The organism is Lactobacillus pasteurii DSM 23907 = CRBIP 24.76 (assembly GCF_000297025.1).
GTDB lineage: Bacteria > Bacillota > Bacilli > Lactobacillales > Lactobacillaceae > Lactobacillus > Lactobacillus pasteurii.
The window spans coordinates 22,598-47,751 of the sequence record NZ_CAKD01000020.1 but is presented as its reverse complement, the minus strand read 5'-3'; the positions used below and the strand labels follow the sequence as shown (position 1 = coordinate 47,751).

The window sequence follows — 25,154 nt, the reverse complement described above, 5'->3', positions numbered from 1 at the left end:
TTAGTTATACTTGTTCATCAAATACTGACTATCGCGGCCAGCAATAAAATCATCAATAATGTTTACGCTAGCTTCAAAAGCTTGATCCATCAACTCTTGTTGCTCCTTGTTAAATGGAGTCAATACCCAAGATACTACGCTAACTTTTTCTGGGTGACGGATACCGATCTTCAAACGATTGAACTTCTCTGTTCCTAAATCGCGAATGATGCTCTTGATGCCGTTATGACCACCAGACTTACCATTAGCTCTGATGCGAATCTTGCCAATTGGCATGTCCATATCATCGTGAATGACCAAAATATCTTCTGGGTCCACTTTAAAAAAATTAGCCACTTGCGAAATTGAGCGACCAGATTCATTCATAAAAGTTTGTGGTTCAAGCAAAACGACATCTTCGCCATTTACTCGGAATTTGGTCCAAAGACCCTCAAATTTATTTTTATCTAAAGTTAAACTATTCTTCTTTAAGTAGGTTTCTAAAGCCATAAAACCCGTATTATGCTTGGTGCGATCATACTTTGCACCTGGATTTCCAAGACCTGCAATAATTTTCATTGAATTAATTACTCTCTTTCTAGTTAATCTCATTAATTCTAACACAAGTTGACTCTTTTATAGATTCTGAGGCTGTTAATTGCTTGGACTTTTAACTTAGTCGACTTCCTGCTAGAATATAGTTGTGTCAATCAATTTAATTTATATTTAATTTACGCCGTTTTTATGCTATAATTACTTGATAAAAATTCATTTATGGAGGCAAGCTCATGCTAATCAAATCATTAGTTCGTAAGAAGGATTATCTAACAACTGTCAATGAAAAAGCTACTCTTGAAGAAGCTTTGCAAGTGCTTGAAGATTCTGGCTACCGTTGTGTGCCAATCCTCGACGACACTGGAACAATTTTCCGCGGCAACATCTACAAGATGCACATTTATCGTCACAAGTCACAAGGTGGGGATATGACTTTACCTGTAACTTACCTATTGAAGAACGCAACCAAGACTATCAAGGTTAATTCTCCATTCTTCAAAGTTTTCTTCAACATCAAGGACTTGCCTTACATTTCAGTGCTTGACGAAGAAAACAAGTTCTACGGTATCTTAACTCACTCACGCTTGTTGGACATGTTGTCAGATGCTTGGAACATCAGAAACGGTTCATACGTTTTGACTGTTTTGTCAGACAACACTCGTGGTAACTTGGTAAAAATGTCTAAGACTATTTCTAAATACACCAACATGGCAAGCGTTATGACTTTGGATGCTGCAGCTGGCGAACTTAACGGCGACTTCGTTCGTCGCACACTGTTCACTTTGCCAGCTGGCGTTTCTGAAGAAACTTTACACACAGTCGTTGACCGTTTGCAAAAGAAGGGCTTTGTTGTTTCTGAAATTGAAGACTTGCAAGCTGGAATGAACATCATGAGCGATGAAAATCCTGGCGTCTTTATCAAAAAGCCTGAAGAAGAAGCTGAATAATTAAAGATATAAAAAGCGACTAGATCACAGCAATGTGCAATCTAGTCGTTTTTTCTACTTGTAGAAATATTTTCTTGGCAAGCGATCATCTAAGAGGCACGCAACTTCATAATGAATCGTGTCGACATAATCAGCTGCCTTTTTAATGCTGTTAGGTGCAGCTGGATCATCTGAAATAAGGACCACTTTGCTGCCAACTGGCATCTTGTAAGGCAATTTGACCATAAATTGATCCATGCAAACTCGGCCAACAATCGGACAATATTCATCGCCAACCTTGACCTTGAAGCCTTGGAACTTTCTAATCCAACCATCGGCATAGCCCACTGGAACTGTTCCAATAATCGTATCTTGATCAGCCACAAAAGTTGAACCATAGCCTACCCCATCGCCAGCATGGATTGTCTTGACGTGAGTCAATTCACTGACAAATGATAAAGCTGGCTTTAATTCAAAAGCTGGCTCAAGGTCTGGACTAGCTGGATTTGAAGATGGATTCAAGCCATAAATACCAATTCCATAGCGAACCAAATCGCTGTGGATTTTTTTGTTGAAAATGCTGGCTGCAGTGTTATCGACATGAATCCATTTTGGCTTAAGCGTCAACAAACTCTTCATATGTTCAAACTTGGCTACTTGCTTTTTAAAGTAAGTATCATCGTTGCTATCTGCAGAAGCAAAGTGCGCAAACATCCCTTCCACAAAGAAGTTAGGATTGCTTTCCAAAAACTTATTGGCTGCAATAAATTCTTCATCCTCATTAAAGCCAATTCTGCCCATGCCTGAATCAATGCCAAGATGAATCTTCAATTGCAAATCTTCTTTTTGCAAGACTTTTTCTGCTTCTTTTAGCCAGTCGAGATTTGGCACAGTCAAAGAAATATCGTTAACGCTGGCTAAATCAGCATATTCTGGCGATACTACCCCTAAAACCAAGATTGGCTTAACAATTCCTGCTTGTCTTAACTCTAAAGCTTCATCCAAAATTGCCACGCAAAAGCCACTTGCCCCAGCCTTCAAAGCCACTTTAGCCACTTCAACTGCTCCGTGCCCATAGGCATTAGCCTTAACTACGGCGAAGAGCTTTTGATCTGGCTCCAAATGCTTCATTTCGTTAGTAATATTGGCTTCAATAGCTGCCAAGTTTACGTGAACTTCAGCTGGTCGATGAATTCCTGCTATCATTAATTTTCCTCCAACACAACGAATGTAATTATTTCGTGATTATCGTGAGTAATACTTGGAAAAATCTTCCCATCAAACTTAGTCGAGGTCATAACCGGGTGTCCCAAGTCATCCCAGAGCGTCTCAACATCTTGAAAGCCGATATACTTGCCTAAGCCTGTGCCCATTGCCTTAGAAAATGATTCTTTCAAAGAAAAACGGCCACCTAGATATTCGACTTTGCGTTTGCCAGTCAACTTTTGATATTGCTCAAATTCGGCTTCAGTTAAGACCTTCTTAGCAAAACTATCGCCCCGATCAACTATCTTCTTGATGCGGTCAACTTCAACTGCATCAATTCCAACACCTTTAATCAATCCCTTTCACCTCACTGTTAAGCATTATAGTACAAAAAAGGGATTGTAAAACTTACAATCCCTCATCTTAAATCAAATTTTATTCAACTATTTCTTGTTCTTGATCACAAAGTCGTGTCCATTGCCGTGACCGCGTCTAGTTCTTGGACGTTCGTTGCGATCAAAATTGCGGTTAAAGCGACCATGACGACGATTGTTGTCGCGTCCTCCTCGGCCGCCGCGGTGATTTCGTCCAGTTCCCTTGTAAGGCAAAGGCTTTTCTGGCGTAATCTTAACCTTGACTTCAGTTGAGTCCTTGGACAAGTTCTTCAAGAAGGCTGCTACTAAATCTACTGCTGAATAATTGTCTAGCAATTCATTGGCATCTTCTTCATACTTGCTCAAATCGCCACCAAGCAACTTTTCAATTTCAGCCTTGGCAATCTTCAATTGGCCATGCAAGGCTTGATCATCTGTTGGTGGACGAAGTGGTGACATCTTTTTCTTAGTTAATTGTTCAATTGTCCGCATGTAGCCAATTTCATTTGGCGTAACAAAAGTTACGGAAATACCATTTTGTCCGGCACGACCGGTACGACCAATCCGGTGAACGTATGAATCTGGATCTTGTGGAATGTCGTAGTTATAAACGTGCGTTACGCCAGAAATATCTAGTCCACGCGCAGCCACATCAGTTGCAACCAAAATATCAAGCTTGCTTGACTTGAAGCGTTTCAATACGCTCATTCTTCTAGCTTGCGACAAGTCGCCGTGAATACCGGCAGCATTGTAGCCGCGAGCTTGCAAGCCGTGAGTCAATTCATCAACTCTACGCTTAGTTCGTCCAAAGACCACCGCAAGTTCTGGACCTTGTACGTCAATCAAACGGCACATAATGTCGAATTTTTCTGCTTCTTTAGCACGAACAAAGTATTGATCGATCAAGTCGGCAGTTAATTCCTTAGCCTTGATGCGAACAATCTCAGGATCGTGCATAAACTTTTCGCCAATCTTCAAAATTGGCTTAGGCATGGTTGCACTGAACAAAAGCGTGTGCTTGCGGTTTTCTGCATATTCAAAGATACTTTCGATATCTTGAATAAAGCCCATGTCTAACATTTCGTCAGCTTCGTCCAAGACAACAGTCTTAACTCCGCTTAAATCGATGGTCTTGCGCTTCAAGTGGTCAAGCAAACGACCTGGAGTACCAACCAAAATTGCTGGTGCATGCTTTAAGGCCTTGATTTGACGACCAATATCAGCCCCACCGTAAACTACTTGAACGTGAGCATGTTGGTCACGTCCTAGACGAAATAGCTCTTCTTGAGTCTGAATTGCCAATTCTCTAGTTGGTTCAACAACAATTGCTTGAATTGACTTATTGTGCTTTTCAAGTTGTTGCAAAATTGGCAAACCAAAAGCTGCTGTCTTACCCGTACCAGTCTGGGCTTGGCCAATTACATCCTTGCCAGCTAGAGCTAGCGGGATAGTTTCGGCTTGGATCGGAGTTGCTTCTTCAAACCCTGATCGCTTAATTGCCTTTAACAACGCATCATTTAATCCTAATTCAGAAAATTTCACTCAATTATCCCCTATCTAAGTCGGTCAACTACTTTTTCTAAGTGCATGCCGTGGGAGCCCTTCAAAACCACGATGTCATCCGGCTTAATTTCATTTTTCAAATCATTAATCATTAATTCCATATGGTCAGGATCGTAGTAGTGCAAATGTGCCTGATCATATTTAGCTTGTAAAACTTCGTACAAATTCTTCATCTCGTCGCCAAACAAGTAAACGTCATTGATTACTTGTGGGTCCAAGCTATCAGCTAAGCCTGCATGCAAGCTTGCACTTTGCTCGCCTAATTCAAGCATATCGCCCAAAACGGCAATTCTTTGGCCGCCGTTAGGCATTTCAATTTGACCAAAACTAGTAAGTACAGCTCTTACGGCAGTTGGGTTTGAGTTGTAGACATCGCTCATGATATCTTCGCCGACATCGCCTTTTTCCCATTCCATTCGGTTAGCAGTTGGCGTGAAGTTAGCCAGTGAAGCAGCAATTTCTTCGTCGCTTTCGCCAAAATGACGACCAACGCTCAAAGCTGCCATGGCATTGGAAATGTTGTGCTTGCCGATCATTGGAATTGAGAACTTCTGGTCAGAGTTATTTACTTTAAAAGTTGCATGGTGCTTGTAGCTTCTAAAATCAGTTGCATACACAGTGTCGTTATTGTTAAAGCCAAAAGTTGCCTTTGATTGGGTTAATTTTTGGGCTCTTTCTGCTAATAATGGTTCATCCCCATTATAGATAAACTCGCCATCTTCGCGTAAGAAATCAGTAATTTCCATCTTGGCATCTGCAATCTTATCGCGGCTGCCAAAGAATTCGATGTGAGCTTCCCCAATCATAGTGATCACTGTGACATCTGGATGAGTTAATTCGCTTAAGTGGTGCAACTGGCCTGAACGATCCATTCCCATTTCCAAAACCAAAATTTCAGTATTCGGCTTCATCTCTAAGATCGTTAGAGGTACACCGATATCATTGTTGAAGTTAGCTTGAGTCTTATGAACATTGAATCTCTTAGCCAAAACAGCCGCCACCATATCCTTGGTGGTAGTCTTGCCGTTAGAGCCAGTAATTCCTACTACAGTAGGGTTAACTTTTTGCAAATAGTAGCGAGCAAGTTCTTGCATCGCATTAAGCGGATCCTTAACTTCCAATACTGCAATATTCTTAGGCTTGTTAGGGTGTCCCTGTTTCCAGAAAGTGGCTACTGCGCCATTACCGATGGCACTAGCAACGAAATCATGTCCATCACGCTCACCTTCAAGCGGAACAAAGAGGCCGCCGGCTGAAATTTTTCTAGAGTCGAAGGCAACTGAAGTAACTTCTAGCTCCTTATTGCCTTCACACGTAATATCTAAAGCTTTGGCAATTTCTGCCAGTTGCATTTTCATTAGTCTTAACTCCCATTAACAAAATTTTACAGAAATTATTATACGTTCTTTCAATCTATCTGCCAAATAAACTTGCAAAAAAAGGCAGCCCCTAATGGGACTGCCTTCCACCAGATCGCCGGTTTTACTTCTTCAAACCATACTTCTTGTTGAACTTTTCGATTCGACCATCTGCAGCAGCAAACTTTTGCTTACCAGTGTAGAATGGGTGAGAATCTGAAGAAATTTCAACACGAATTAATGGGTAAGTATTACCTTCGAAATCTACAGTTTCCTTTGAGCTCAAAGTTGAACCTGCTAAAAACTTAGCACCAGTTGCTGAGTCCATGAAAACTACTTTTTGATAGTCTGGGTGAATACCTTGTTGCATAATTCATTTCTCCTTTTGCCATAGTCATCTTTCAGACCATAGATTAATCGATTAACGTTAGCTATGATACCATCTTCAAGCAAAAAATTCAATATAAACTTGAACTTATTTGACAATGACTGCAAAAGCTTCGTATGGCTTAAGAGTTAAAGCGGATAAATCTCTTGGTGCTTGATAATTGTAAACCAATGCAGAATCAATTTCATCAGCTAGTGACAAGGATTGCTCTTGATCAGAGAAGTTGGCAACTACTAGCCACTTTTCATCGCCAAGGATGCGGTAATATGCCAAAACTTCGTCTTGGCTAGGAATAAGTTCAAAGGCGCCATTAACGACAATGTCATGTTCATGACGAAGCTTAATCAATTTTTGATAAGTGTAGAAAATTGAATCTGGATCTGCCAAAGCTGCTTCTACGTTAATCTTGTCATGGTTAGGGTTGACGTGAAGCCATGGCGTGCCAGTGGTAAAGTCAGCTTCCTTACCAGCAGTCCATTGCATTGGCGTTCTAGCATTGTCGCGGCCCTTGGTGTTGATTGCCTTGATCAATTCTTTTGGATCATAGCCTTGGGCGATGCGTTCATGATACATGTTGAGACTTTCGATATCGGACACTTCGCTAATATCGCTAACTGGGTAGTTAGTCATGCCGATTTCTTCGCCGTTATAAACATATGGGGTACCGTGCATCAAGTGCAAGACAATCGCAAAGAGCTTAGCTGATTGAACGCGGTATTCTTGATCGTTGCCCCAGCGAGAAATTACGCGAGGGATGTCATGGTTTTCCCAGAACAAACTGTTCCAAGCATGATTGAAGTCAAGTTCTGTTTGCCATTTGACTAAGACTTGCTTTAGTTCGCCCAAATCAAGCTTACGCAAGTCCCACTTAGACTTGCCTGCTTGTTGATCCAAACCTTGATTTTCAAATTGGAAGACCATTGATAATTCATCTCGGTCTGGATCGGAATATTCCTTAGCAATTGGAATAGTCGCACCCCAAGTTTCGCCAACAGTCATCAAATCCTTGCCACCAAAAGTTGCACGGTTCATTTCTTGCAAGTATGGGTGAAGCATTGGACCGTTGTTGGTGATCTTTTGGTCGGGCTTTTTGCCGATCAAATCGATTACGTCCATTCTAAAGCCGCCGATACCCTTATCGATCCAGAAGTTCATCATATCGTAGATCTTTTGACGCAAGTCAGCATTTTCCCAGTTAAGGTCGGGCTGAGCATCCGCAAACAAGTGCAAGTAGTATTGACCAGTTGTTTCATCGTACTTCCAAGCAGAACCTGAGAAAGTAGATTCAAGATCATTAGGTTCATGTCCATCAACCGGATCGCGCCAAACATAGTAATCGCGGTAAGGATTGTCCTTGCTCTTCTTAGCTTCGATAAACCACTTGTGTTGATCCGAAGTGTGGTTAACTACCAAATCCATCACAATTCTAATATGGTGCTCTTTTGCCTTGGCAATCAATTCTTCCATATCTTCCATCGTGCCATATTGTGGATCAATTGCTTGATAGTCTGAAATATCATAGCCATTGTCAACGCCTGGAGATTGGTATACTGGCGATAACCAGATAGCATCGATGCCTAATTTTTCTAAATAGTCCAATCTTGAAGTAATACCCTTTAAATCACCAATTCCATCACCGTTACTATCTTGGAATGATTTAGGATAAACTTGATAAACAACTGCGCTCTTCCACCAAGGAGTCATAAGCAAAAAACCTCCATAAAATATCAAATAACATTATTTATTATCAGTCTTATGGAAACGCTTTACAAGGCTAAACAAATTGTTATCGATAACAAAAACAAGCAAGGCTAGCTTGCAGCCAGTCTTGCTTTGATAAACCCGGTAAGGTGGTATAATAAATTGTGAATTATAGTAAGTATTTTGCCACTGCATCTACTACAATAATGCCACCACTAATTAATATTCCTGTCAAAATTTTTATTATCTTATGCTTCATGTTAGGAGGCCCCCCTTTTTATGAAATACTACGATTACGGGCAAAAATTCAAGCAATTACGCAAGCAGCGAAATATCAGCCTTAAAACAGCAGCTCAAGTAATCAACACCTCTAGACAAAGACTAGGAAATTGGGAAAATGGCAGAGGTAATCTAGGCTTTGAAGAAGTTATTCAACTACTCAAATATTTCGAAATCAATCCAACTGAATTTATCGATTCGTCACTTAAATTCTATGATTTAACATCTGAGATAAAATCCGCATATATCAATAACGACACGGCTTATTTAAAGAATTATGCATCTGATACTTTGACCCAAGCACAGGGTCATTTAACTGATAAAGATCGCTTTCTTAAAGGAATAATCGCCTGTAACTTCTATTATGAATTAACTCAAAAAGATATTTCATCTAAGCAAGATAAAGTTCGACTTCGATCATTTTTCAGTAATATTGATTCCGGTGAGCGCAATTGGACTATGAAAGATGTCTATGTCTTCGGCAACACCCAACACATGATGTCTTCAAGTGAAATTTACAGTCTTTCCTACTCTCTAGTTTTTGATGGACTTGAACATAAGTATCAATCTAAAGAGTGGAAAGTAGCTATTATAAGTTCGCTTCTGAATGCAAATTTCATATTGATTGTCAAAGATCTTAAAAAGGCGGAATCCCTTTATAAATTACTGGACAGCAATAAAAATAAGTTCAGCGATCTATACGCTAATGAAAAAATTCGCCTTGCATTCATCAAAGAGTTCATCATCTACTCTAAAAATCCAAGTAAACAAAATAGACAAATAATCAAAGAAATGCTTGAAAGCCTTAATCTCTTCAATTTATCCGATCTAGAAGAGGGATTAAGATTTGCATTAGGACGAATAGATAATCATCTTGGATTGCATAATTAGCATAGTTGAATTTCGCCTCATTTTAAAATTATGCCAATATATTGGCATAATTATTTCTACGATTGTAAGCGGTTGTAAAATGTAAGCAGATAAAGCAAGTAGCTTTATTAAGTGATGATAGTTTAAAGCCTAGTCATAGTAAGATTCGTTCGGTAGGAGACTTTGCTTGATTTGCTTTGTCATTGTTAGAATTCATGATAGGAGGAAAAATCATGAAAATCAGTAAATCTATAGCATATTCCGTTACTTTTATGACTCTTTTGAGTTGCTCTGCATCTATTATGCCTGGTAAAGTTATGGCTGATGAAATACATTCATCTGAAGTTACCCGAATAACTAAAACGAATCAAGGATGGTCAGAAGATAAAATTGAGTCACTAGTTGATCAGCTTCAAAAGAATTATTCAGATTTAGGACGCTCCTATCTAAAGAAAATGGTTGTGGCCCAATTGAATGGCGATTATAAAATTCCACCACTAGAGAACGCTACGAGTACCTCTCCATTTGTAAGCTTCGCTGTTCAAGGAGGATGGAAAGGAATTACCGTGTCACAAATGGGAGCAGCAATCGATACAGCAATTTCAATTGCTTTAGGTGGAATTGCTGCCGCTGGTATTAAAGCTGCATTAGGTTCAATGTCTAAATCAGCAGCAAAAAGTATAGTAAAAAAGGCTGTAATAAAAGTTTTAGGAAGTAGTGTCCCTGCAACTGCAATAGAGTATGCGCTAAATTATGCTAGCCCAGGCTATCAAATTGCAAAATATTGGGATGAACACGACGCATATCCAAATAACGGTAGAATAAACTTTTAGAAAGTGACCAAATATGAAAAAAAGCAACCTCATATTTAAAGATCTGATTTACTTTTTGCTCTTACTAATTGGAACACTCATTCTCACGCAGATAACTAGCAAATCATTATCTTTTTGGTTCAAAGGTTTCCCCATCTACATCGGTGGTTTTATCGGTTATCTACTATCAGAACATTTGCCAAAAGGCCCTTTGAAAATTTTTCTAATAATTTGCGTTATTATCCTTGCTGTTGCCCTTAGCATTTGGCTTTACACTTTGCAATAGTATGAACTGATGGAGGCACAAAATGAAGTCATTCTGGCGCAAAAACATCATTGGACTTGTTACCGCTCTAGCTTTAGACATTTTCTTTTACTTCAAATATAGAGATCTAACTTGGTCGTTAATACTATTGTTAGTAATAATCATCGAATTTATAATCTTCTACTGGTGGGACAAGCATCAGCTTAGCCAAAGGATAAGTAATTGGTTTAAGCGAAAATTCGGTTGAATTATTTCCACAAAATCTATCAGATATACTGAACAAAAAATATGTTTTTTATATTTTATCAGTTATATCGAATGAAAATTCATGCAACAAAAAAGCAGATAGAAAACTATCTGCTTTTTTATTAATACTGATCGGACAGCAAAAAATCAACGATATTCTGATGAATAACTCCATCTCGGCTAAAATTCAACTGATCCATTGTAATCACATATTTAGGATAATTATCTCTAACTTCTAAAAGTGGCTCAAATTCCCTTTGAATTGTTTTTTCGCTAGCTAGTAAATACGAAACTTGAACATAAATCTTTTTATCTGCTTTTACTGCAACAAAATCAATTTCTAGATTTCCAACTTTGCCGACTCTCACTTGATAGCCTCGTCTTTTTAATTCTAAAAAAACGATATTTTCTAAAATTTGGTCAATATTTGCCTGATTATTACCTAAGATAGCGTGTCTAATACCATGATCAGCTATGTAATATTTCTCATTGACTGATAAAAGTCGCTTGCTTGCCACATCTTCTCGTTTAACTTTATAAAATAGAAATGCATCGCAACATGCCTTTAAATAATTTAGAATCGTCTCTGTTGATCCTGAACGATACTCTGACTTAAAGTATTTAGCCAGACTATTCGAGCTAAACGTGTGTCCCACATTTGCTAAGACGTATTGAATAATTCTTTCTAGTAAATCAACATTACGAATGTTATTACGCTGAATAATATCCTTCAACATGATTGTCGAATATACATCTTGCAGATACTTATCTGCATTAGTTTGATAGTCTTTAATATTTGCAATTTCAGGCATCCCACCAAATTGAATGTATTGATTGAAGTCCTGTTGCAAAGCAGGATCTGCTGGGCTTTTATCTAAAACATTCAAAAATTCTTTAAATGAAAATGGATAAACTTCAAAACTCACATAGCGTCCTGCCAAATATGTTGCTAATTCTCCAGACAACAACTTTGCATTAGATCCTGTAATGTAAATATCGCAATCATAGTCAACTCTAAGCGAGTTAATTACCTTTTCCCAATCCGTAACCTCTTGAATTTCATCAATAAAAATATAGGCTTTATCAGTCATATGTTCAATCTTAGAAGAAATTGCCTCATACAGGGCCATTCCATCTCTTAATTTGGCATATCTCAAAGATTCAAAATTAAAGCTAATAAATCGTGAGCGATCGATTCCTTCTTTCTCTAATTCATCCTGAATCAATTTAAGCATAACCGACTTACCCGATCTTCTAATCCCCGTCAACACCTTAACTAGGTCAGTGTTAAAGTATGGTCGAATTTGATTAATGTATGTTTCTCGTTGAATCATTGTTACCACCTCATTCTAATTTTATCAGATATACTGAACAAAAATTATATTTTTTATATTTTATCAGTTATATCGAATAAAAATTCATACAACAAAAAAAGCAGATAGAAAACTATCTGCTATTTTTATCCTTCTTAAGATGATCTAGTGATGCACTTCTAACACCCCAAGAATAAAAGGCTAAGCTAATTACAATTATCAAAACAAAGTCCCATGGATACTTGATCCAATCTTGTCCGCCAAAACCGGTACTTCCGACATAAGAAATTACTGACAAGAATACTAAATAGACTAACAGCCATAAAGCTTGATAAACATGCTTCTTCATCTGCCCATCTTTAAGTCTAAATTCGTAGTATAAATAAACGGGCAAACCGATTGCAATTACCAAAATCACCTCAATCGTTGTTGGCCACATTGACCAATAAATGGCTAAACTAGTCAAAACAAAAGCCATTGGCGCTAGCCATTTCATATAGTTAGGTGCAAATGGCCGATTAAGATTAGGGGCTAGTTTTCTTAGTGCAATAACCGTTACTGGTCCAGTTAGATAAGCAATCAAAGTTGCTGTCGCAATGACTGTTGCTAGCAAGTTCCAGTTTCTAAAGACGCTAACTAAAATCATAGCTAAGCCCAAATCAAAGATCATCGCATATCTTGGCGTTAGATAAGTGCGATTCAATTTGCCTAGCCATTTAGGCAAGTGCTTGGTATAAGTCATCGCTGCCAAGGCTCTAGAAGCAGTAGCTACAAATGCCACCCCTGTTCCAAATGGTGATACAAAAGCATCTAGATAAAGCAAAATTACTAACCAATTTAAGCCTAATAAAATTGCTAGATCCGCAAATGGCGAAGTAAAGTTAATTCCATGCCAACCAGTTTTAGCCAAAATTTGTGGATCAACTGCTCCGATAAAGGTTACCTGCAAGAGAATATAAATCGCTGCCGTGATTAGCATCGAAATTAAAACTCCACGAACAATGTTCTTGCGCGGATTTTCCAATTCTCCACCCATATTGATGATAGTCTGAAAGGCATCATAGGACATGATAATTCCTGAAATCGACGTCGCTTCAAAAATCGCTCTTGACCCATATGGCATGAACTCATGCAAATTGCTGCCAAAGTTCGATGAGTGAAAGCCGGTACACAGCAAAGTCATAATGGTTAAAGTTGGAAGCAGGATTTTAAAAACAGAAATCAAGTTAGTGAACCTAGTCATCACTCTAATTGACCAAAAATTGATCAAGGTGAAGATAATCATAAATAATAAAACGATCCCTAGTCCGGCAGTCGTAATATCGCCATTAGCCATAAAGTGCTTGGTCCAATTCGCCCAGCTCCAGGGCCAAGTCGACATATATTGGACAGCAGCAACAGCTTCCATGGGAACCAAGGTAACTAAAGAAATCCAGTTTGCCCAAGCTGCGATAAAGCCGAGCAAAGGTCCATGGCTATATTGCGCATAGCGGCTCATCCCGCCACTTTCTGGGAACATGGCGCCAAGTTCAATATAATTGATCGCTATTGCAATAATAATTACCGCACCAAGTATCCAAGAAATAATCGCAGCAGGTCCAGCAATCTTAGCAGCTGAACCTGATCCAAAGAGCCAGCCTGACCCAATCAATGAGTTCAAGGCTAGCATCACGGCTGAAAATAAGCTGATTTTATGTTGTTGATTTTTCAATAGACATAATCCTTTCAACAAAGTCATCATTCTATTCTAGATCAAAACAGCCACTTTTGCTATTGAGATATTTTGCTCAAGCCCTCATGCACCATCTTGATATGTAGCGTGGATTGAGTAAACTTTTCATCAGTCAGGTGTTCTACTAGGTTATTTTTGCCTCAAAATTATATAATTAAGACAAGAAAAGCCGGTAATTTAGAAAGGCAGTGAAAAAACAATAAAAGTTGATAAAACAGGACTTTTTGTAGTTCTAATAGTTTTCCTTGTCATCGGAATCGTCTCATTTACCCTAATCGGCTTTGGTCATTATAGATTAGGCTCATTAGGAGGGATAGTAGCACCCATTATTTCTTATCTCATTAATCGCTATCGACTGAATAAAAAATAATCACCATAGCAAAAAGTCCTTAGTTTCAACGTACTAAGAACTTTTGCTTTTTTGTTAACAAAACTGTCTTTTGTTAATAATCATAACCGCTGTTTCAATTAATTATTAACAAAACCCTACTTTTGTCAATAATCAGCTCTTCAATCCACGATAATTATTAACAAAACGCCATTTTTGCAAAATAAAAAACGCTGGAAATTTTTCCAACGTTAATTTTATTATTCCCATTCAATAGTTGCAGGTGGCTTACTGGTTACATCGTAAACTACGCGGTTGATGTGGTCGCATTCATCAATGATTCTAGTTGAAATTTTGCTCATCACATCCCATGGAATATGCGCAAAATCTGCAGTCATTCCATCAATTGAAGTAACAGCTCTGATACCAATTGTGTAGTCGTAAGTTCGGCCATCGCCCATAACGCCAACTGATCTGATGCCTGGCAAAACAGTAAAGTATTGCCAAATATCTTCTTGCAAGCCGGCCTTCTTGATTTCTTCACGCAAAATCGCATCTGATTCGCGCACGATCTTCAACTTGTCTTCAGTTACTTCGCCGATTACTCTGATGCCAAGACCTGGGCCTGGGAATGGTTGACGCCAAACTAAGTCATGTGGAATACCCAACTTTTCACCTAAGACGCGAACTTCGTCTTTGAATAATTTTCTAAGTGGTTCAATCAATTCAAAGTGCATGTCTTCTGGCAAGCCCCCAACATTGTGGTGTGACTTGATTGTTTGAGCGGTGTTAGTACCACTTTCGATTACGTCAGTATAAAGCGTACCTTGAGCCAAGAAATCAACATCCTTAAGCTTCATTGCTTCTTCGTTGAAGACTTCGATAAATTCACGGCCGATAATCTTACGCTTCTTTTCTGGTTCAGTAACACCTTTAAGCTTATCTAAGAAGCGCTTTTGCGCATTGACGCGGATGATGTTAACACCCAAGTCGCGGTTTAAAGCTTGCATTACTTGGTCGCCTTCGTCTTTACGAAGCATACCATGATCAACAAAAATCGCTGTCAATTGGTCACCAATTGCCTTATGTAGAAGTGTTGCCGTTACACTGGAGTCAACCCCACCAGAAAGTCCTAAGATAACCTTCTTGTCGCCAACTTTTTCTCTAATTTCAGCGACTTGCATTTCGATAAAGTCGTCCATAGTCCAGTTAGCTTCAGCCTGACAAATGCCAAAGGCGAAGTTCTTCAAGATGTCTAAGCCGTATTCACTGTTGCGAACTTCAGTATGGAATTGTACGCCGTACAACTTCTTTTCATCGTTAGCCATTGCAGAAATTGGGCAGTTGGCACTTGAAGCAATAACTGAAAAGCCTTCTGGAACCTTAGTAACCAAATCTCCATGACTCATCCAAACATATTGCTCTTTTGGCAAGTCAGCAAATAGCTTAGCTTCAGGATCAGTAACTTCAATGTCTGCTCGGCCATATTCTGAATTATCAGCACTTTCAACCTTGCCGCCAAGATCATGGGCCATCAATTGCATTCCGTAACAAATCCCCAAAATCGGAATACCTAATTCAAAGATTTCCGGATCAACTCTCAATGCGCCATCTTCATAAACACTGTTTGGACCACCTGAAAAGATAATACCCTTTGGCTTCATTTGGCGGATCTTGTCTAAATCAAGATCATGAGACAATAACTCTGAGTAAATACCAAAATCACGTAAACGACGAGTGATTAGTTGGTTGTATTGACTACCAAAGTCAAGGACAATAATCTTATCAAAATCATCTAGATTTTTATTAGCCACGTTCGCAACTCCTTTTTTCTTCTACACTTTTTCATCTACTTTACTAAGAAAAAGAATTTTGGTCAACTAGAAACTTTTTATTTAGCGAACGTTTTCAAAAAATTATTGCCTTGTGTTCGGTAATTTTTTCTGCTAGAATACAAACATCAAGTCAAAATATCTATATATCGTTGTAATATGGTCAACAGTCTCTACCCAGAACCGTTAATTCTGGACTATAGGTAATTGGAAGTCAGTTGCGTTTTATACGCTTAAGGGCCTCTTTTACTCTATTTTGGGTAGAAGAGGCCTATTTTGTTTCAACAGGAGGAAAAAGTGAAGTTATTAGAAGAGCGCATTAGACGAGATGGGGAAGTTCTAGATGGAGATGTCTTAAAGATCAACTCTTTCTTGAACCATCAAGTCGATCCTGAATTAATGATGGAAATCGGCAAGGAATTTGCCCGTCTATTTGCTGATAGTGGGGTAACCAAGGTCTTGACCTGTGAAGCTTCTGGAATTGCTCCAGGGGTGATGGTTGCTTATCAATTGAAGGTGCCAATGGTTTTTGCTAGAAAGAAAAAGCCATCCACTTTGAATGATGCGGTCTACTGGGCTGATGTTTTCTCCTACACCAAGAAAGTTAACAACAAGATTTGCGTAGAAGAAAAGTTCCTCGATAAAAACGATAAAATTTTAATCATTGATGACTTCATTGCTCACGGCGAGGCTGTCAAGGGTATGGTCAACATCGCAAAGCAAGCTGGCTGCGAAATCGTCGGCGTGGGCGGTGTAGTTGCCAAGATCTTCCAAGGAGGCAGCGACTGGATCAAGGATGCCGGTTTGCGTTTTGAAGCTTTAGCAGAAATCGATAGTTTTAAAGATGGTCAAGTCCACTTTGTAGGAGAGGAATAATGCAAGAAGTCAATCATAAGAAAGCTGCCGTTTTAGGTTTACAACACCTATTAGCCATGTACTCTGGTGCAGTTACTGTGCCATTATTGATCGGGACTGCCTTGAAATTCAACGCTACCCACATGACTTACTTAGTTTCAATCGATATTTTCATGTGCGGGTTAGCCACCTTGGTACAATTGTTCAGAAACAAGTACTTCGGTATTGGCTTGCCAGTCGTGCTTGGTTGTGCCATTCAAGCAGTTGCGCCTTTGATCTTGATTGGACAAAAGTTCTCAATCAATGCCATGTATGGTGCAATCATTGTCGCCGGAATTTTCGTCTTTTTAGTTGCCGGCTGGTTCTCTAAGATCAAAAAGCTTTTTCCACCAGTAGTTACAGGGACTTTGATTACTGTCATTGGTTTATCCTTGATTCCTGTTGCCATTCAAAATATCGGCGGCGGAAATGCGGCCGACAAGGCGTTTGGTAGTAGCCAAAACTTGATCCTCGGCTTTCTTACGATTGCGATTATTCTTTTAGTAGAAATCTTTACTAAAGGCTTCATCCGTTCAATTGCTGTTTTGTTCGGTTTGATCGGCGGAAGTTTAGTTGCTGCCATGATGGGCATGGTTTCTACTGCACCAGTTAAAGAAGCTGCATGGTTCCACTTGCCACAATTTTTCTACTTTGGAATGCCTGAATTCGAATGGTCATCTTGTTTAACCATGATCATCATCGCCTTAGTTTCCATGGTTGAATCAACTGGTGTCTTCTTTGCCATTGGTGACTTATTGCAAAAAGACATCACCGAAGAAGACCTCAAAAAAGGTTACCGCGCCGAAGGTTTGGCGCAAGTTTTAGGTGGACTATTCAACACCTTCCCTTACACTACCTTCTCACAAAACGTTGGTTTGCTTCAATTGTCAGGCATCAAGACCAAGCGTCCAATCTTCTGGGCAGCTGGCTTGTTGATGGGAATGGGATTACTTCCTAAAGTTGGTGCCCTAGTAACCATCATCCCTACCCCAGTTTTGGGCGGGGCCATGCTAGTTATGTTTACGATGATTGCCGTTCAAGGTATCAAGATGCTTGCTAAAGTCGACTTTGAAGACAACCGCAACATTTTAGTTGTGGCAATCTCAATCGGTTTGGGCTTAGGGGTTACCGTCTACCCACAAATTTTCCAAAAATTACCACAAACCGTTCAATTGTTCTTGAGCAACGGAATCGTAATTGCTTCTCTATCATCAACAATTCTTAACCTCTTGCTTAGGGGAAGGGGTGATAAACACTAATTCCCTGAAAAAAACTCAATGTTACTTACAATCTCTATCTAAACAAGTTTCCTACTTGTAATTGCAATATTTTTTCCTAGCCTGATCTTACTTGATCAGGTTTTCTTTTGCACAAATTTTCTCTACAATAGATATAAATAAAGAAAGGACAATGTTTATGAAACAAACTGAATGTACTACTATCCTTGTGGGAAAAAATGCCACAATTGACGGTTCAACCATGATTGCTCGAAGCGAAGATGGTGGACGCGTAATCATCCCTGAGAGCTTTGAAGTTGTTAACCCAGCTGACCAACCAAGACACTACACTAGCGTCATCAGCAAGCAAAAGATCGATGATGAAGACTTGGCTGGCGAAGTTTTGCGCTATACTAGTGCACCAGACGCTACCCGCGAAAAAGGTATCTGGGCAGCAGCTGGAATCAATTCAGCTAACATCGCAATGACTGCAACTGAAACTATCACCACTAACGCTAGAATCCAGGGTGTAGATCCTGTGCTTGATCCAAGTGAAGGGGGCCTTGGCGAAGAAGATTTCGTCACTTTGACTTTGCCTTACATCCACACTCCTGAAGAAGGCGTTAAGCGCGTTGGTTACCTTCTAGAAAAATATGGTACCTACGAAATGAACGGCATGGCCTTTTCTGACAATGACCATATCTGGTACCTAGAAACTATCGGTGGTCACCACTGGATCGCTCGTCGTATTCCAGATGACGCCTACGTTGTTGCACCTAACCGCTTGAACATCGACGAATTCAAGTTTGACGATCCTGATTTCATGGCAAGCAGCGACCTTAAGGAATTGATTGAAACTTATCACTTGAATCCTGATAAGGAAGGCTACAACATGCGTCACATTTTTGGTTCTTCAACCATTAAAGACGCTCACTACAACAATCCTCGTGCTTGGTACTTGCACAACTTCTTCAATCCAGAATTTGGCGGCCAACCTGGCGATCAAGATCAACCATTTATTTGTTACGCTAACCGCAGGATCAGTATTGAAGATATCAAATGGGCTGAAAGCTCACACTACCAAGATACTCCATACGATGCATACGGCGACCAAGGTACTCCTGAACAAAAGAAGACCTTCCGTCCAGTAGGTATCAACCGTAACTTCGAAACTCACATCTTGCAACTTAGAAATGATGTACCAGCAGAACTAGCCGGCGTTCAATGGTTAGCTTTTGGCCCTAATACCTTTAACACAATGGTGCCATTCTACACCAACATCACCGACACCCCAACTTGCTTTAAGACTGGTAGCAAGTTTGACTTGAAGCAAATTTTTTGGGTTAACAAATTAGCTGCTCAACTTGGTGACACTAATTACCGCGTTTATGGCGAATTAGAAAACGACTTCGAACAAAAGAGCCTAGCTCAATGCCACAAGATTCAACACGAAACTGATCGTGCAGTAAAAGGCCTTAGTGGCGATGAATTAGTGGCTAAGCTTGAAGAAGCAAACAAGCAAATGGCTGAATTAGTATATCAAAACACCGTTGATTTGCTTGGCTCAATGGTCAATGAAGGCCACGGCTTGATGACTTTGAAATACGATTTGCTAGATTAATTTGAGCAAAATAAAAACTGATAGGATGCTTTTAAAAAGCAATCTATCAGTTTTTTTGTTTTAGATTTAAATATCAAAAATTCCCGGTACGTCAGGATCATCAACAATCTCGACATCCGCACCAAGTTGGCGCAATTTCTGCTCTACGCGGTCATATCCACGCAAGATGTTGCCAGCCTTGTTGATGACTGTCTTACCCTCAGCCATCAAACCAGCGATCATCAAACAAGCACCTGCTCGAATTTCCCCTGCAGTTACTTCTGCACCATGCAACTTAGTAGTTGGATGAGCCAAAATAATATTGTCTTCAACCTTAATATCTGCACCCATCTTCTGCAATTGGGCAATATGTCCCACGCGCTTAGGATAGATATTATCGATAACTACGCCCTCGCCTGTCTTAGCTGTTAACAAAAGTGGCGTAATTGGTTGTTGCAAGTCAGTCGCAAAGCCTGGATAAACATCGGTTCTCACTTGCACCATCTTCAAATCCCCTGCTGGGTAAACATAAAGGGAATCCTCATCAGCATCGATGACCACGCCCATTTCTTCTACCTTAGCTAGGTATGCATCTAAGTGTTCTTCAATGATATTGTGAATGCGAATACCATTACCTATGCAGGCTGCTAAAGAAACATATGTTCCGGCTTCAATTCGATCTGGAATAATCGTGTGAGGAATCTGGGCTCTCAATTCGGCTACCCCTTCAACCCTGATCGTATCAGTTCCAGCACCACGAATAGTTGCACCCATATTATTCAAAAATGTAGCCAAATCAATAATTTCTGGCTCTTTAGCTGCATTTTCGATAATTGTTTGTCCTTGAGCAGTTACGCTAGCCATGATAATATTCATGGTTGCGCCAACTGATGGCATTTTTAAGTGAATTTTTGCTCCATGCAAACCTTCACTAGGTGCAGTAATAATGATTTGATCATTTTCATTCTTTACTGTTGCACCTAAAGCTTCAAAGCCCTTGATATGCTGATCGATGGGACGTGGGCCAATATCGTCACCACCGGGAAAGCCTACTACCGCTCTACCAAAACGGCCTAGCAAAGCGCCCATAAAGTAATATGAGGCACGCAAACTCTTGATCTTACCTGCTGGCAATGGACTCATCTTGATATCTTCTGGATTGATATGCAATGTGGTTTCTTTAAAATCGCATCGTACATCCATCTCGGACAATAGGTCCATCAAGTTGTCTACATCAGCGATTCTTGGAACGCCTTCCAAAGTTACCTTGGTTCTCGATAAGATCGACGCTGGGATCAACGCAACAGTCGAATTCTTAGCTCCACCTATCCAAACATCACCCTGCAGAGGCTTTCCACCATGAATTATCATCTGCTTCATTGGCGAAAACAAATCCTTTTCTACTTTTCAATAATCATAATAATGTTATAGGAAAAACGAAAAAAATACAAGAGTTCCACCATGGGAAGTCTTGTATTTTTAAGATTTTGTATGATCAAACTTAGAATTCTTCAGCTGGCAAACCACTAGCTGCACCGATGAAGGCCTTGAACAAGCCTTCAGGTCTTTGAGGACGACTCAAAAATTCTGGATGGTATTGAGCAGCGATAAAGAACTTCTTGTCTGGCAATTCAATAATTTCAACCAAGTGGTTGTCTGGTGAAACGCCTGAGAAGACCAAGCCAGCCTTTTCAAATTCTTCACGGTACTTGTTGTTGAATTCGTAACGGTGGCGGTGACGTTCTTGAATAACTTCTTGATCATCGTAGGCAGCTCTAGTCTTAGTACCCTTCTTCAAAGTTGCAGGGTAAAGACCTAAACGCAAAGTACCACCGATATTTTCTTCATCGCGCTTGTCAGCCATGATGTCGATGATGCCGTGAGTAGTGTTAGGATCAGCTTCAGTTGAATGTGCATCCTTCATGCCAAGCACGTTTCTAGCAAATTCAACACTGGCCATTTGCATACCAAGGCAGATACCCAAGAATGGGATATCGTTTTCGCGGGCATACTTGATTGCAGTGATCATGCCTTCAAGACCACGAACACCAAAACCACCAGGAACGATCAAACCAGCTGAATCCTTCATCAAGTCAGCAATGTTGTCTTCAGTAATATCTTCAGCCTGGATCTTTTCAACTTCGATCTTAGTGTTGTACAAGTAACCTGCGTGTTGCAAGGCATCAGTTACTGAGATATAAGCATCTTCAAGTTCTACATACTTACCAACCAAAGTGATCTTAGTCTTGTGCTTCAAGTTCTTTGCACGTTCGTCAAGCTTCTTCCAAGCTTCCATATCAGCTTCTGGAAGTGGGCTTTCAAGGTGCAAGAAGTCGCAAACCTTTTGGTCCATGCCTTGAGCTTGGAAGGCCAAAGGCAAGTCAAATAGTGATGGTGCGTCGATTGATTCGATGATGCGTTCAACTGGCACATCAGTAAAAGTAGAAATCTTGTCCTTCAATTCTTGTGCAACTGGTTGTTCAGCACGCAAAACGATCATGTTTGGTTGAATACCGATGCTGCGAAGTTCAGCAACTGAGTGTTGAGTTGGCTTAGTCTTCATTTCATGTGCAGCATGCAAGTATGGCAATAAAGTACAGTGAATGTACATTACATTGTCTGAACCAACTTCACGACGCATTTGACGAATTGCTTCCATGAATGGCGTAGATTCGATATCACCAACAGTACCACCGATTTCAGAAATAATTACATCTGAATCAGTCGTCAAAGCTGCGCGCATGATCTTTTGCTTGATCATGTCAGTAATGTGTGGAATAACTTGAACAGTCGAACCATTGTAGTCGCCGCGACGTTCCTTTTCCAATACTTCCTTATAAATCTTACCAGTAGTTACATTAGAGTACTTGCTTGTTCTAACGTCAACGATTCTTTCATAGTGTCCAAGGTCAAGGTCAGCTTCAGTACCATCATCGGTTACATAAACTTCACCGTGTTGGTATGGGCTCATAGTACCTGGGTCAATGTTAATGTAAGGATCGAATTTCTGCATAGTAACCTTAAGACCGCGGTTCTTAAGCAAACGGCCCAAACTTGATGCAGTAATACCTTTTCCTAATGATGAAACAACTCCACCGGTAACAAAGATATATTTTGTCATTTACATGCCTCGCTTCAAAAAACATTCACTGAATAAATAAAAAAGGCTCCCTTACGGGAGCGAAACGCACTAATGGTGCCCAAAAAACATACTAACTGCTTTTGACAGTTAAGTCAAGCAAATTACTCTTCTTCTTCCTCTTCGTCATCATCGCTTAATTGTGACAATTGGCCTTCGATGCCGTCTGGCAATGAATCCTCTTCATCATCATCTTCATCGTAATCGTCATCATCGCTTGCATCGTAGTCTTCAGTATCATCGTCGTCTACTTCAAGATCTTCGTCTTCTGGGTCATCGTTGTCGTAGTCGATAATGTCGTCACTGCCAGTAGCAGATGCCAAGAAGGCATTAACCTTCTTGTGGTGCTTGCGTTGTGAATCTTCGTCTTCTTCTTCATCTTCTGGGTGGTTAACTTCTTCATCAACTGATTCGTATGGGAACCATGAACGAAGGGCCCAAACGTTGTCACCCATTGAAATGAACTCACCATCAGTGTTCATATCAGTATAAAATTGTGGCAAACGTTCGCGAATTTCTTCATCGCTCTTTTCTAGGTACTTTTGCACTGCATTAACGATGTCTGCAAAAGGCATTCTCTTACCACTATCTTCCAAAATTGCACGAGCAACTTCGATCATTGACAATTCATTGCGGTTCTTGTCTTTAAAGTCTTCTAATCCCACAGTAGTTCGTCCTCTCTTATGTAATCTCTTTATTTTACTAATTATCTAAGCAAAAATCAACGTGACAGCATAATTACCTACTAAGTATAGACCATTGAAGAGATCATATTCAAGCCGAACTTTTCCTTTGCCTGATTGATCTAATCTTGCAGAAAATAAATTAGTCACGCTAGTCAAATCCATCTGCCGGCCACTAACCACGTAGCGACAAGCACTCTTTTCGCCTAAAACAAAGCGCATTTGCGAGTAGTTGCTATGATCAACTCCTCTTCTAATAATCATTTCCTTTCCCTTAATCAGCAACTTGACCGGAATTTGTTCATCTTCTAAATATGACACGCGAATTATTCCTTGCTGAATGGTCAATTCGCCTGGAGCTTGCTGGTGGAAAGTTTCGCTATTGTCGTCTTGAATAATTGTACTGGTTAAATCTACCTTAATTTTCGTCATACCGTTTCCTTTTTTGTTATAATTTTGTTAGTTGTATACTATTTTAAGACATTTTTGCAAAAAAACATAAAGAAAAAATTCGAGGAATTACTATGAAAAAATTTACCAGCGAAAAATTGCACAACGAAGTCGTCCTGCGCGACCCAGTTCACGGCTATATCCATATTGAGGATAAGGTTATTCTAGATATTTTAAAATCAAAAGAATTCCAGCGCATGCGCCGCATCAAGCAATTAGGTCCGGTTAGCTATGTCTTTCCTGGAGCAACGCATACAAGGTTTGAACATAATCTTGGCGTTTACGAATTGACTAGACAAATTTGCAATATTTTTGCTAAAAAATATCCAAGCCAAACTCCAGCAGATGGCCTATGGGATGACAATAACCGGCTATTAGTCGAATGTGCAGCTATCTTGCATGATATTGGTCACGGCCCATATTCTCACACCTTCGAGCATTTATTTGGCACCAATCACGAAAAAATCGGCCAAGAAATCATTACCAATCCAAATACCGAAGTCAATCAGGCCCTCAGACAAGTCGATCCAGAATTTCCTGGGCTTGTCGCAAGCGTTATTGCCAAGACCTACCCTAACCCACAAGTCGTCAAGATGATCTCCAGTCAAGCCGATGCCGATCGAATGGACTACTTGCAGCGCGACGCCTACTTTACTGGCGTTAGCTATGGGCATTTTGATATTTCCCGGGTCTTGCGCGTAATTCGTCCATATAAAGATGGCATTTGCTTTAACAACAATGGGATGCATGCCGTTGAAGACTACATTGTTTCTCGCTACCAAATGTACCAACAAGTTTACTTCCACCGCGTTGGCCGGTCAATGGAAGTTATCTTGCATCACCTTTTGCAAAGAGCTAAAGATGTCTATCAAGAAGGCAAAATTCTAGTTACGCCAGAACTAGCTAAGTTTCTTGAAGGAAATTGGACTTTAGCTGATTATCTCAAGCTTGATGACGGCGTGATGGAGACCAACTTCTCAATGTGGACTGATTCTAGCGATGAGATTCTGGCTGACTTAGCTAATCGCTATCTGTTTAGAAAGCAATTAGCTAGCATCAAGATCACCGATAGCACTAAGCCACTTTTGCCAAAATTGAAGCAGTTGATCAAAGAAGCCGGCTTTGACCCAACTTACTATACCGAAGTCAATTCCGCCTTTGATGAGCCTTATGATGCCTACAAGCCAACTGGCAAAAATGCCAACAGCCAGATTGAAATTATGCAAGACGACGGCTCCTTGATTGAATTGTCAGAAATGAGTCCCTTAGTTAAGGCCTTAAACGGTACCTTCCAAGGGGATGAGCGCTTCTTCTTCCCTAAGACCATGCTAGCCAAAAATATTGACCCACAAATTTTTGATCCAATCTATCAAGAATTTGCCAAATATGTTCATAATGGCCAGCTTCAATTTAAGACAGAATAAAGCAAAAAGGAATTGATCAA

The 25,154-nt window shown here is 39.9% G+C and carries 21 protein-coding genes and 1 riboswitch; of the genes, 7 read left to right on the top strand and 14 right to left on the bottom strand.

What is annotated here, in order from left to right; translation table 11 throughout:
- Complete coding sequence (gene pth, locus BN53_RS04265; RefSeq protein WP_040537330.1) at window positions 1-558, bottom strand: aminoacyl-tRNA hydrolase; 558 nt, start codon at window positions 556-558, stop codon at window positions 1-3.
- Window positions 559-767: 209 nt separating this feature from the next.
- Between pth and cbpA the strand changes: the two genes are divergently transcribed.
- Entirely contained in the window at window positions 768-1,481 is a 714-nt protein-coding gene (gene cbpA / locus BN53_RS04260; RefSeq protein ID WP_009559686.1) for a cyclic di-AMP binding protein CbpA, read from the top strand.
- Between the two features lie 54 nt (window positions 1,482-1,535).
- Here the strand turns inward: cbpA and alr are convergent, their stop codons facing one another.
- The 6 genes from alr to BN53_RS04230 all read right to left on the bottom strand — a co-directional run bounded on the left by alr (window position 1,536) and on the right by BN53_RS04230 (window position 8,053).
- The gene (alr, locus tag BN53_RS04255; protein ID WP_009559685.1) at window positions 1,536-2,666 is read right to left on the bottom strand and encodes an alanine racemase; all 1,131 of its coding nucleotides are present in this window, start codon (window positions 2,664-2,666) and stop codon (window positions 1,536-1,538) included.
- Window positions 2,666-3,022, bottom strand: a complete 357-nt coding sequence (gene acpS, locus BN53_RS04250) for a holo-ACP synthase (protein ID WP_009559684.1) — start codon at window positions 3,020-3,022, stop codon at window positions 2,666-2,668. The genes alr and acpS overlap by 1 nt, the downstream gene beginning before the upstream one ends.
- 87 nt (window positions 3,023-3,109) lie before the next feature.
- Window positions 3,110-4,582 carry a degradosome RNA helicase CshA gene (gene cshA / locus BN53_RS04245; protein WP_009559683.1) on the bottom strand — a complete coding sequence of 491 codons (1,473 nt, stop codon included), beginning with the start codon at window positions 4,580-4,582 and terminating at the stop codon, window positions 3,110-3,112.
- A gap of 11 nt (window positions 4,583-4,593) precedes the next feature.
- Complete coding sequence (locus tag BN53_RS04240) at window positions 4,594-5,961, bottom strand: UDP-N-acetylmuramoyl-tripeptide--D-alanyl-D-alanine ligase (protein ID WP_009559682.1); 1,368 nt, start codon at window positions 5,959-5,961, stop codon at window positions 4,594-4,596.
- A 124-nt stretch (window positions 5,962-6,085) separates the two neighbouring features.
- Window positions 6,086-6,331: a type B 50S ribosomal protein L31 gene (locus BN53_RS04235; RefSeq protein WP_009559681.1), complete on the bottom strand. Its 246-nt coding sequence runs from the start codon at window positions 6,329-6,331 to the stop codon at window positions 6,086-6,088.
- Window positions 6,332-6,436: 105 nt separating this feature from the next.
- Window positions 6,437-8,053, bottom strand: a complete 1,617-nt coding sequence (locus BN53_RS04230; protein ID WP_009559680.1) for a glycoside hydrolase family 13 protein — start codon at window positions 8,051-8,053, stop codon at window positions 6,437-6,439.
- A 276-nt stretch (window positions 8,054-8,329) separates the two neighbouring features.
- On the opposite strand from BN53_RS04230, the gene BN53_RS04225 reads away from it, so the two are divergent.
- On the top strand, window positions 8,330-9,220 hold the full coding sequence (locus BN53_RS04225) for an Rgg/GadR/MutR family transcriptional regulator (protein WP_009559679.1): 891 nt from the start codon (window positions 8,330-8,332) through the stop codon (window positions 9,218-9,220).
- A gap of 212 nt (window positions 9,221-9,432) precedes the next feature.
- On the top strand, window positions 9,433-10,032 hold the full coding sequence (locus BN53_RS04220; protein ID WP_009559678.1) for a hypothetical protein: 600 nt from the start codon (window positions 9,433-9,435) through the stop codon (window positions 10,030-10,032).
- Between the two features lie 612 nt (window positions 10,033-10,644).
- On the opposite strand, the gene BN53_RS04205 is transcribed toward BN53_RS04220, so the two are convergent.
- From BN53_RS04205 to guaA, 3 genes are all read right to left on the bottom strand, one after another.
- Complete coding sequence (locus BN53_RS04205; protein WP_009559677.1) at window positions 10,645-11,856, bottom strand: ATP-binding protein; 1,212 nt, start codon at window positions 11,854-11,856, stop codon at window positions 10,645-10,647.
- Between the two features lie 112 nt (window positions 11,857-11,968).
- Entirely contained in the window at window positions 11,969-13,573 is a 1,605-nt protein-coding gene (locus BN53_RS04200; RefSeq protein WP_040537329.1) for an APC family permease, read from the bottom strand.
- 582 nt (window positions 13,574-14,155) lie between these two features.
- Complete coding sequence (gene guaA, locus BN53_RS04195; RefSeq protein WP_009559675.1) at window positions 14,156-15,709, bottom strand: glutamine-hydrolyzing GMP synthase; 1,554 nt, start codon at window positions 15,707-15,709, stop codon at window positions 14,156-14,158.
- A 140-nt stretch (window positions 15,710-15,849) separates the two neighbouring features.
- A riboswitch (purine riboswitch) is annotated at window positions 15,850-15,947 on the top strand.
- A 77-nt stretch (window positions 15,948-16,024) separates the two neighbouring features.
- Here guaA and BN53_RS04190 point away from each other — a divergent pair.
- From BN53_RS04190 to BN53_RS04180, 3 genes are all read left to right on the top strand, one after another.
- Entirely contained in the window at window positions 16,025-16,603 is a 579-nt protein-coding gene (locus BN53_RS04190) for a xanthine phosphoribosyltransferase (protein WP_040537319.1), read from the top strand.
- Window positions 16,603-17,880: a nucleobase:cation symporter-2 family protein gene (locus BN53_RS04185; RefSeq protein ID WP_009559673.1), complete on the top strand. Its 1,278-nt coding sequence runs from the start codon at window positions 16,603-16,605 to the stop codon at window positions 17,878-17,880. The genes BN53_RS04190 and BN53_RS04185 overlap by 1 nt, the downstream gene beginning before the upstream one ends.
- Window positions 17,881-18,037: 157 nt before the next feature.
- Entirely contained in the window at window positions 18,038-19,459 is a 1,422-nt protein-coding gene (locus tag BN53_RS04180; RefSeq protein ID WP_009559672.1) for a C69 family dipeptidase, read from the top strand.
- Window positions 19,460-19,525: 66 nt separating this feature from the next.
- On the opposite strand, the gene BN53_RS04175 is transcribed toward BN53_RS04180, so the two are convergent.
- The 4 genes from BN53_RS04175 to BN53_RS04160 form a co-directional block, all read right to left on the bottom strand.
- A complete protein-coding gene (locus BN53_RS04175; protein ID WP_040537318.1) occupies window positions 19,526-20,818 on the bottom strand; it encodes a UDP-N-acetylglucosamine 1-carboxyvinyltransferase in 1,293 nt (430 codons plus the stop codon).
- Window positions 20,819-20,939: 121 nt separating this feature from the next.
- Window positions 20,940-22,559, bottom strand: a complete 1,620-nt coding sequence (locus BN53_RS04170; protein WP_009559670.1) for a CTP synthase — start codon at window positions 22,557-22,559, stop codon at window positions 20,940-20,942.
- 122 nt (window positions 22,560-22,681) lie between these two features.
- Window positions 22,682-23,242: a DNA-directed RNA polymerase subunit delta gene (rpoE, locus tag BN53_RS04165; RefSeq protein WP_009559669.1), complete on the bottom strand. Its 561-nt coding sequence runs from the start codon at window positions 23,240-23,242 to the stop codon at window positions 22,682-22,684.
- A 45-nt stretch (window positions 23,243-23,287) separates the two neighbouring features.
- Window positions 23,288-23,692, bottom strand: coding sequence for a YwiB family protein (locus BN53_RS04160; protein ID WP_009559668.1), 405 nt, complete (start codon window positions 23,690-23,692; stop codon window positions 23,288-23,290).
- Between the two features lie 92 nt (window positions 23,693-23,784).
- Here BN53_RS04160 and BN53_RS04155 point away from each other — a divergent pair, with 92 nt between their 5' ends.
- Window positions 23,785-25,134, top strand: coding sequence for an HD domain-containing protein (locus BN53_RS04155; RefSeq protein WP_009559667.1), 1,350 nt, complete (start codon window positions 23,785-23,787; stop codon window positions 25,132-25,134).
- Window positions 25,135-25,154: the final 20 nt, after the last annotated feature.

Bases quoted from the DNA above. Each gene is read 5' to 3' on its own strand.
- pth (WP_040537330.1), bottom strand. From the start codon at position 558: ATGAAAATTATTGCAGGTCTTGGAAATCCAGGTGCAAAGTATGATCGC.
- BN53_RS04220 (WP_009559678.1), top strand. From the start codon at position 9,433: ATGAAAATCAGTAAATCTATAGCATATTCCGTTACTTTTATGACTCTT.
- BN53_RS04225 (WP_009559679.1), top strand. From the start codon at position 8,330: ATGAAATACTACGATTACGGGCAAAAATTCAAGCAATTACGCAAGCAG.
- BN53_RS04200 (WP_040537329.1), bottom strand. From the start codon at position 13,573: ATGACTTTGTTGAAAGGATTATGTCTATTGAAAAATCAACAACATAAA.
- BN53_RS04155 (WP_009559667.1), top strand. From the start codon at position 23,785: ATGAAAAAATTTACCAGCGAAAAATTGCACAACGAAGTCGTCCTGCGC.
- alr (WP_009559685.1), bottom strand. From the start codon at position 2,666: ATGATAGCAGGAATTCATCGACCAGCTGAAGTTCACGTAAACTTGGCA.
- BN53_RS04180 (WP_009559672.1), top strand. From the start codon at position 18,038: ATGAAACAAACTGAATGTACTACTATCCTTGTGGGAAAAAATGCCACA.
- BN53_RS04235 (WP_009559681.1), bottom strand. From the start codon at position 6,331: ATGCAACAAGGTATTCACCCAGACTATCAAAAAGTAGTTTTCATGGAC.
- BN53_RS04205 (WP_009559677.1), bottom strand. From the start codon at position 11,856: ATGATTCAACGAGAAACATACATTAATCAAATTCGACCATACTTTAAC.
- BN53_RS04175 (WP_040537318.1), bottom strand. From the start codon at position 20,818: ATGAAGCAGATGATAATTCATGGTGGAAAGCCTCTGCAGGGTGATGTT.
- cbpA (WP_009559686.1), top strand. From the start codon at position 768: ATGCTAATCAAATCATTAGTTCGTAAGAAGGATTATCTAACAACTGTC.
- BN53_RS04240 (WP_009559682.1), bottom strand. From the start codon at position 5,961: ATGAAAATGCAACTGGCAGAAATTGCCAAAGCTTTAGATATTACGTGT.
- BN53_RS04170 (WP_009559670.1), bottom strand. From the start codon at position 22,559: ATGACAAAATATATCTTTGTTACCGGTGGAGTTGTTTCATCATTAGGA.
- BN53_RS04185 (WP_009559673.1), top strand. From the start codon at position 16,603: ATGCAAGAAGTCAATCATAAGAAAGCTGCCGTTTTAGGTTTACAACAC.
- BN53_RS04160 (WP_009559668.1), bottom strand. From the start codon at position 23,692: ATGACGAAAATTAAGGTAGATTTAACCAGTACAATTATTCAAGACGAC.
- BN53_RS04230 (WP_009559680.1), bottom strand. From the start codon at position 8,053: ATGACTCCTTGGTGGAAGAGCGCAGTTGTTTATCAAGTTTATCCTAAA.